The following is a 6,355-nucleotide window of genomic DNA, read 5'->3' on the forward strand; positions in this document are numbered from 1 at the left end:
CGGGCCGGGCGGCGCGCCCGCGCTGTCGGTCCGGGGACTGCGCGGCCATCGCCTGGACGGCGTCGACCTCGACCTGCACGGGGGAGAGGTCCTCGGGCTGACCGGGCTGGTGGGCTGCGGGCGCAGCGAGCTGGCCCGGATCGCCTGCGGCGCCCAGCGCCCCCACGCGGGCACGGTCACGATCGGCGGGACGCCGGCGCGGCTGCGCTCGCCCGCCGACGCGATCGCCCGGGGCGTCGCCGCCGTCCCGCAGAACCGGCACCGGCACGGCGTGCTGCTCGACCTGACCGTCCGGGAGAACCTCACCCTCGGCGACCTGGGACCGGTCAGCCGCCGGGGGGCGATCCGCCGCGAGCGCGAGCGGGCCGAGGCCGCGCGGCTCACCGCCGAGTTCGACATCCGGCCGGCCGATCCCGAGGCGGCCGTCCGCACCCTCAGCGGCGGCAACCAGCAGAAGGTCGCGCTGGCCCGCGCGGTGCGGCTCGCGCCGCGCGTCCTGGTGCTGGACGAGCCGACCCAGGGCGTCGACATCGGCGCCCGCGCGGCCATCGGCCGGGTCGTGCGGCGGCTGCGCGCCGAAGGGGTCGCGGTGCTGCTGGCCACCTCCGACCTGGACGAGCTGATGGACCTCGCCGACCGGGTCGTCGTGCTGGACCGCGGCCGGGTCGCCGCGACCCTGCGCCCGTCCGAGGCCGGCCGGGACGCCCTCTTCCACGCTGTCACCCTCACAGGACGGGCCGCATGAGCACCGACACCTCCACAGCCCCCGCGCCCGCCCCGGCCGCCGCGCCCGCCCGCCCGGCGGCCGCCCGGCTCACCGGGTCGGCCGCCCGCCTGTCCCTGGTCCTCCTGCTCGCCGTGTTCGCGGTGACGTTCTCGCTGCTGCGGCCGGGCCAGTTCGACACCGTCCAGAACGCGCAGACCATCCTGTACTCCCAGTCCGTCATCGCGATCGTGGCGCTGTCCGCGCTCGTCTCGGCGACCGTCGGCGAGATCGACATCTCGATCGGCGGGGTCATGACGGCCGCGGGGGTCGCCACCGCGTGGGCGTTCGGGCACGGCTGGCCCGCCGTCGCGGCCGTGGGCCTCGGCCTGGCCACCGGGCTGCTGGTCGGCGTGGTGAACGCGCTGCTGATCGTCCGGGCGCGGATCAACTCCTTCATCGCGACGCTCGCGATGACCACGCTGCTGTCCGGGCTCGGGCTGCTGCTCACCGACGGGCTGACCCTGTACAAGGGCGTCCCGCAGGGCTTCAACGACATCGTGGCGATCACCGTCGCGGGCGTCCCGCTCATGGTCGTCTACACCGCGGCGCTGGCGCTCGCGCTGTGGTACCTGCTCACCCGGACCCCGGCCGGGCGCCGGATGAAGGCCGCCGGGAGCGGCCGGGCGGCCGCCGAGCTGATCGGCGTGCGCACCGGCCGGTACGTGTCGGCGGCGCTCGTCCTCGGGTCGCTCGTGGCCGCCGTCGCCGGGGTGCTCGGCACCGCGCGGCTCCAGGCGGCGGGCCCGAGCGGCGGCGAGGCCGTGATGCTCAACGCGATCGCCGCCGTGTTCCTCGGCGCGGTCGTGTCGGCCCGAGGCCACCTCAACGTCGGCGGCACCGTGCTCGCGGTGCTCACCCTCGGCGTCGGGATCACCGGGCTCACCATGCTCGGCGCGCCCGCCTGGGTGCCGGACGTGTTCAACGGGCTGGCCCTCATCGCCGCCCTCCTCATAGCGCGCGCGGGAAAGGCGGCGACGACGTGAAACTGCTCTGGTACCTGACCTCGCCGGACGGGCCGTTCCCCTGGGAACCCTCCCACCGCTGGCCCACCGGATTCGATCACCTCCAGAACCTCGCCCGCACGATCGACGAGCTGGGGTACTACGGCGCGCTGATCGGCACCGGCCGCGACGACGGGCTCACCGTCGCCGCGTCGATGCTCGGGGTGACCCGGCGGATGCGCTTCCTCACCGCCGTCTACCCCGGCCTCACCTCGCCCGCGAAACTGGCCCAGATCGCGCACACCATCGACCGGCACTCCGGCGGGCGGCTGCTGTTCAACGTCGTCAACGGCAACGACGCGACCCTCGCGCAGTACGGCGTCCACCTCGAACGGGACGCCCGCTACGAGTTCAGCGCCGAGTACTGGGACGCCTTCCAGCGCGTCTACCTCGGCGAGGAGGCCGCCTACGAGGGCGGCCACGTCCGGCTCGCGGCACGCGAGCGGGACGACGGGCCGCTGTCGCCGTGGGACGCCTTCCCGCGGCCGACGCCCCTGTGGGGCGCGGGCACCTCGCCGGCCGGGGTCGCGCACTCGGCCCGGCTCCTGGACGTCTACCTCAGCTTCGCCGACACCCCCCGGCGCCTCGGGGACAAGTTCCGCCGAGTGGGGGCGCTGGCCGCCGAGCAGGGCCGCAAGCTCTCCTTCGGGACCCGCTTCCAGGTGATCGTCCGGGAGACCGAGGAGGAGGCGTGGGCGCGCGCGGCGGAGGTGCTGCGGGTGACGAGCGCCGAGACCGCCGCGGCCCTGGCCGGCTGGAACCTGCCCCCCGGCGAGACCGTCCACACCTACGAGCCCGAGGACCCGGCCGTCGCGCGCCGGATCGAGGCGCTCCGGGAGGGACGGCTCCCGGACGTCCGCGACCTGGAGATCCACCCGAACGTCTGGACCGGCCCGAGCCTGTTCGGCTTCGACGTGGTGTCCCCCTCGTCCGGCACCTACCTGGTCGGCAGCGCCGAGAACGTCGCGGCGCGGCTGCGCGAGTACGAGGCCGAGGGCACCGAGTCGTTCATCCTGTCCGGCTTCCCGCTCATCGAGGAGGCCCACACCGTCGCCGACCTGCTGTTCCCGCTGCTCGACCTCGACCACGAGGAGGGCGAACGCCCGTGACCGGCCATCTCACCCCGCTGGTGCGCGACCTGATCGGGTCCCCCGCGGGCTTCCTGCTGGACGACGACCCGGCGGCGGCTCCGGCCGCGCCGGGCGAGCCGCTGACCGTCCTCGACCCCTCCTACGGCACGCCCCTCCTGGAGGTCCCGGCGGCGGGCCCGGCCGACGTGGACCGGGCGGCCGGGCTGGCCCGCGCGGCGTTCGCCGACGGCCGGTGGCGGTCGCTTCCCCACCCCGCCAAGTCCGCCGTCCTGCACCGGATCGCCGACCTGATCGAGCGGCACGCCGCCGACCTCGGCCAGCTGGAGTCGCTCGACGTCGGGATCCCGGCGCCCGTCGGCCCGCACCTGGCGCACGGGGCCGCCGAGGTGTTCCGGCACTACGCCGGCTGGCCCGGCCGGCTCTACGGCGACGCCAACCCCACCGCGCCGGACGTCCACTCCTACACGCTGCGCCAGCCGATCGGCGTGGTGGCGGCGATCGTCCCGTGGAACATGCCGCTGCTCATGGCCGCGTTCAAGATCGCCCCGGCGCTGGCCGCCGGGAACTCGGTCGTGCTCAAGCCCGCCGAGCAGACCCCGCTGAGCGCGCTGCTCCTCGGGCGCCTCGCCCTGGAGGCGGGGCTGCCGCCGGGCGTGCTGTCCATCCTCACCGGCGACGGGACGGCCGGAGCCGCCCTCGTCGCGCACCCGGAGGTCGACCTCGTCGCCTTCACCGGCTCCACGGCCACCGGCCGGGAGATCCAGCGCGCCGCCGCCGGGACCGTCAAGCGCGTCCTGCTGGAGCTCGGCGGCAAGAGCCCCAACATCGTGTTCGCCGACGCCGACCTGGACGCCGCCGCTGCGGCGGCGGGCGACACCGCCTGGCAGAACTCCGGCCAGATCTGCTTCGCCGGGACGCGGCTCCTCGTCGAGCGTTCCGTGCACGACGCGGTCGTGGCGCGGATCGTCGAGCGGGCGCGCGCGCTCACCGTCGGGCCCGCGTTCGCCCCGGGCACCGACCTCGGCCCGCTCGTCTCCGCCGAGCAGCTCGCGAAGGTGCGCGGCTACCTGGACGGCGCCGCCGCCGACGTCGCGCTCGGCGGCGACCCTCTCCCCGGGCCCGGCTACTTCGCCGCGCCGACCGTGCTCACCGGCGTCGACAACCGCTCCGCGCTCGCCCAGGAGGAGATCTTCGGACCGGTCCTGGCCGTCATCCCCTTCGACACGCCCGCCGAGGCGCTCCGCCTCGCCAACGACACCGCCTACGGCCTGGCCGCCGGGGTCTGGACGAAGGACGTGGGCCGCGCCCACGCCTTCGCCCGCGATCTCGCCGCCGGGACCGTCTGGGTCAACACCTACGGGCTGCACGATTTCGCGGCCCCCTCCGGAGGCGCCCGCCAGTCGGGACTGGGCCGCGAGCACGGCCGCGAATGGATCCACTCGTACACGGAGGCGAAGGCCGTCCATGTCCAGCTCTGACCCCGTCCTCGACGACTCCGCCCTCGACCACCGGGCCCTCGACCGGTCCGCACCCGACTATGTGATCGTCGGCGGCGGCACCGCCGGACCCGCCCTCGCCGCCCGGCTCGCCGAGGACTCCGACATCACCGTCCTGCTGCTGGAGGCGGGCGGCCCGCTGACCGCGCGGGACAGCCGGATCCCGGCGCTGTGGCCGCGCACGCTCGGCAGCGAGATCGACTGGGGGTTCGCCACGGTCCCGCAGCCGGGACTCGGCGGCCGGGTCGTCGGCTGGCCCCGCGGCCGCGTCCTCGGCGGCTCGTCCGCGCTGAACCTGGGGGGCTGGATCCGCGGCAACCGCGCCGACTACGACGCCTGGGAGGAGTACGGCGGCGCCGGCTGGAACCACGCCACCATGCTCGCGCTGTACCGGCGCGCCGAGGACTCCGGCCGCGGCCCGGCCCCCTGGCGGGGCGTCGGCGGTCCCGTCCGGCTGAGCGAGCCCGGACCGCCGGGCCCCGTCTACGCCGCCGTCGAGCGCGCCGTCGAGGAGGCCGGGTTCGGTGGCCGGACCGACGTCAACGGGCCGGACCAGTTCGGCAGCGACACCCAGGAGATGACCTTCGTCGACGGCGAACGGCACACCCCCGCCGACGGCTACCTGCGCCGCGCGCGGCCCAACCTGGAGGTGCGCACCGGCGCCCGCGCGACCCGGGTCGTCGTGTCGGGCGGCCGGGCCGTCGGCGTCGAGGTGGACGGGCGGCTGATCCGGGCCCGCCGCGAGGTCGTGCTGGCCGCGGGCGCGATCGGCTCGCCGCACCTGCTCCTGCTGTCGGGGATCGGGCCCGCCGCGCACCTCGCCGAGCACGGCGTCCCGGTCGTCGCCGACGTCCCCGGCGTCGGCGCGAACCTGCACGACCACCTGCGCGTGGCGCTGGACGTCCGCGCCGCGCCGGGGGTGCCGGGGCCGCCGGCGCCGCTGCCGACCGAGGAGAACCTGCGGCTCTGGGGCACGGCGCGGCGGGGGCCGCTGCGCGACCTGGCCGGGGGAGGGGTGGCCTTCCTGCGCACCGACGAGGAGTACTGCGCCCCGGACGTCGAGCTGCTCATCGGCACCGGCCCCTCGCCGGACCGTCCGGACCGCACCGGCTACATGATCGCCCCGGTCGTGCTGCAGCCGCAGAGCCGGGGCACGCTCCGGCTGGCCTCCGCCGACCCGTCCGCGCCGCCCCTGCTCGACCCCGCCTACCTGACCGAGCCGGAGGACCTGGCCACCCTCGTCCTCGGCCTGCGCGCCGCGCTCTGGATCACCGAGCAGCCCGCCCTCGCCCCCTACACCGCGGAGCGGTCACTGCCGGTGGACGGCACGCAGCGGGAACTGGAGGATTACGTCCGGGCCAACGCCGACACCGTCTTCCACCCCGTCGGCACCGCCAGGATCGGCCGCGACGACGACCCGCTCGCCGTGGTCGACGCGAGGCTCCGGGTGCGCGGCGTGCGCGGCCTGCGCGTCGCGGACGCCTCGGTCATCCCCGTCATCACGCGGGGCCACACGATGGCCCCCGCCGTGGTGGTGGGCGAGCGCGCCGCCGACCTGATCCTCTCCGACCACCACTCCGGCTCCGGACTCACGGGGTGAGGCCCGGCCGCCGAAGGGCCTCGCGGGCGGCGCGGAGCAGGGCCTCGGCGCGGGGGTGCTCGACGAGCTCCCCGCCGAGCAGGTCCAGGGCCGGCAGCAGGCTGCCGGCCGGGACGCCGCGCGCCGTGAGGATGCCGGCGGTCCAGGTCAGGAACCCCGTGAACAGCTCCGGGTCGTCCACGTACAGGGCCGTGCCGAGGAACTCGACGATGTGCGCGACGTCCTCGGCGGCGTGCCGGCGCTGCCTGTCGCTGTACCCGGCCATCGCGGGCACGCGCTCCTCCAGCCCCCGCATCACGTGCCGGACCAGCCGCGTCGCCGACTGCGCGACGTGGGTGTACTCCTGGTCGGCCAGGTGCGGCAGATCGTCGACGGGCTGGTGCGCGGGCGCCGGCGCGGGC

At 76.3% G+C, this 6,355-nt stretch carries 5 protein-coding genes and 1 pseudogene; 5 read left to right on the forward strand and 1 reads right to left on the reverse strand.

From position 1 onward, the window contains the following. The 5 genes from E1291_RS37700 to E1291_RS37720 form a co-directional block, all read left to right on the forward strand. Positions 1–745: ATP-binding cassette domain-containing protein (locus E1291_RS37700; protein ID WP_131742832.1), on the forward strand; the 745-nt coding region annotated here is incomplete at its 5' end. Further along, positions 742–1,749: an ABC transporter permease gene (locus E1291_RS37705; RefSeq protein ID WP_131742833.1), complete on the forward strand. Its 1,008-nt coding sequence runs from the start codon at positions 742–744 to the stop codon at positions 1,747–1,749. The genes E1291_RS37700 and E1291_RS37705, both read left to right, overlap by 4 nt. Next, positions 1,746–2,876 (forward strand): LLM class flavin-dependent oxidoreductase, encoded by a 1,131-nt coding sequence (locus tag E1291_RS37710; RefSeq protein WP_131742834.1) that lies wholly within the window; start codon positions 1,746–1,748, stop codon positions 2,874–2,876. The genes E1291_RS37705 and E1291_RS37710 overlap by 4 nt, the downstream gene beginning before the upstream one ends. Beyond that, complete coding sequence (locus tag E1291_RS37715; protein ID WP_131742835.1) at positions 2,873–4,336, forward strand: aldehyde dehydrogenase family protein; 1,464 nt, start codon at positions 2,873–2,875, stop codon at positions 4,334–4,336. Before E1291_RS37710 ends, E1291_RS37715 begins: the two co-directional genes overlap by 4 nt. Then, positions 4,323–5,954 (forward strand): GMC family oxidoreductase, encoded by a 1,632-nt coding sequence (locus E1291_RS37720; protein WP_131742836.1) that lies wholly within the window; start codon positions 4,323–4,325, stop codon positions 5,952–5,954. The genes E1291_RS37715 and E1291_RS37720 overlap by 14 nt, the downstream gene beginning before the upstream one ends. Here the strand turns inward: E1291_RS37720 and E1291_RS37725 are convergent. Then, positions 5,944–6,355: pseudogene (locus E1291_RS37725) on the reverse strand (cobalamin-binding protein); the annotation flags it as partial. The gene E1291_RS37720 and the pseudogene E1291_RS37725 overlap by 11 nt on opposite strands.

Source organism: Actinomadura roseirufa (assembly GCF_900659635.1).
Classification (GTDB): Bacteria; Actinomycetota; Actinomycetes; order Streptosporangiales; family Streptosporangiaceae; genus Spirillospora; species Spirillospora roseirufa.

Excerpts from the sequence above, each read along its gene's own strand:
- E1291_RS37705 (WP_131742833.1), top strand. The coding sequence starts at position 742 with ATGAGCACCGACACCTCCACAGCCCCCGCGCCCGCCCCGGCCGCCGCG.
- E1291_RS37720 (WP_131742836.1), top strand. The coding sequence starts at position 4,323 with ATGTCCAGCTCTGACCCCGTCCTCGACGACTCCGCCCTCGACCACCGG.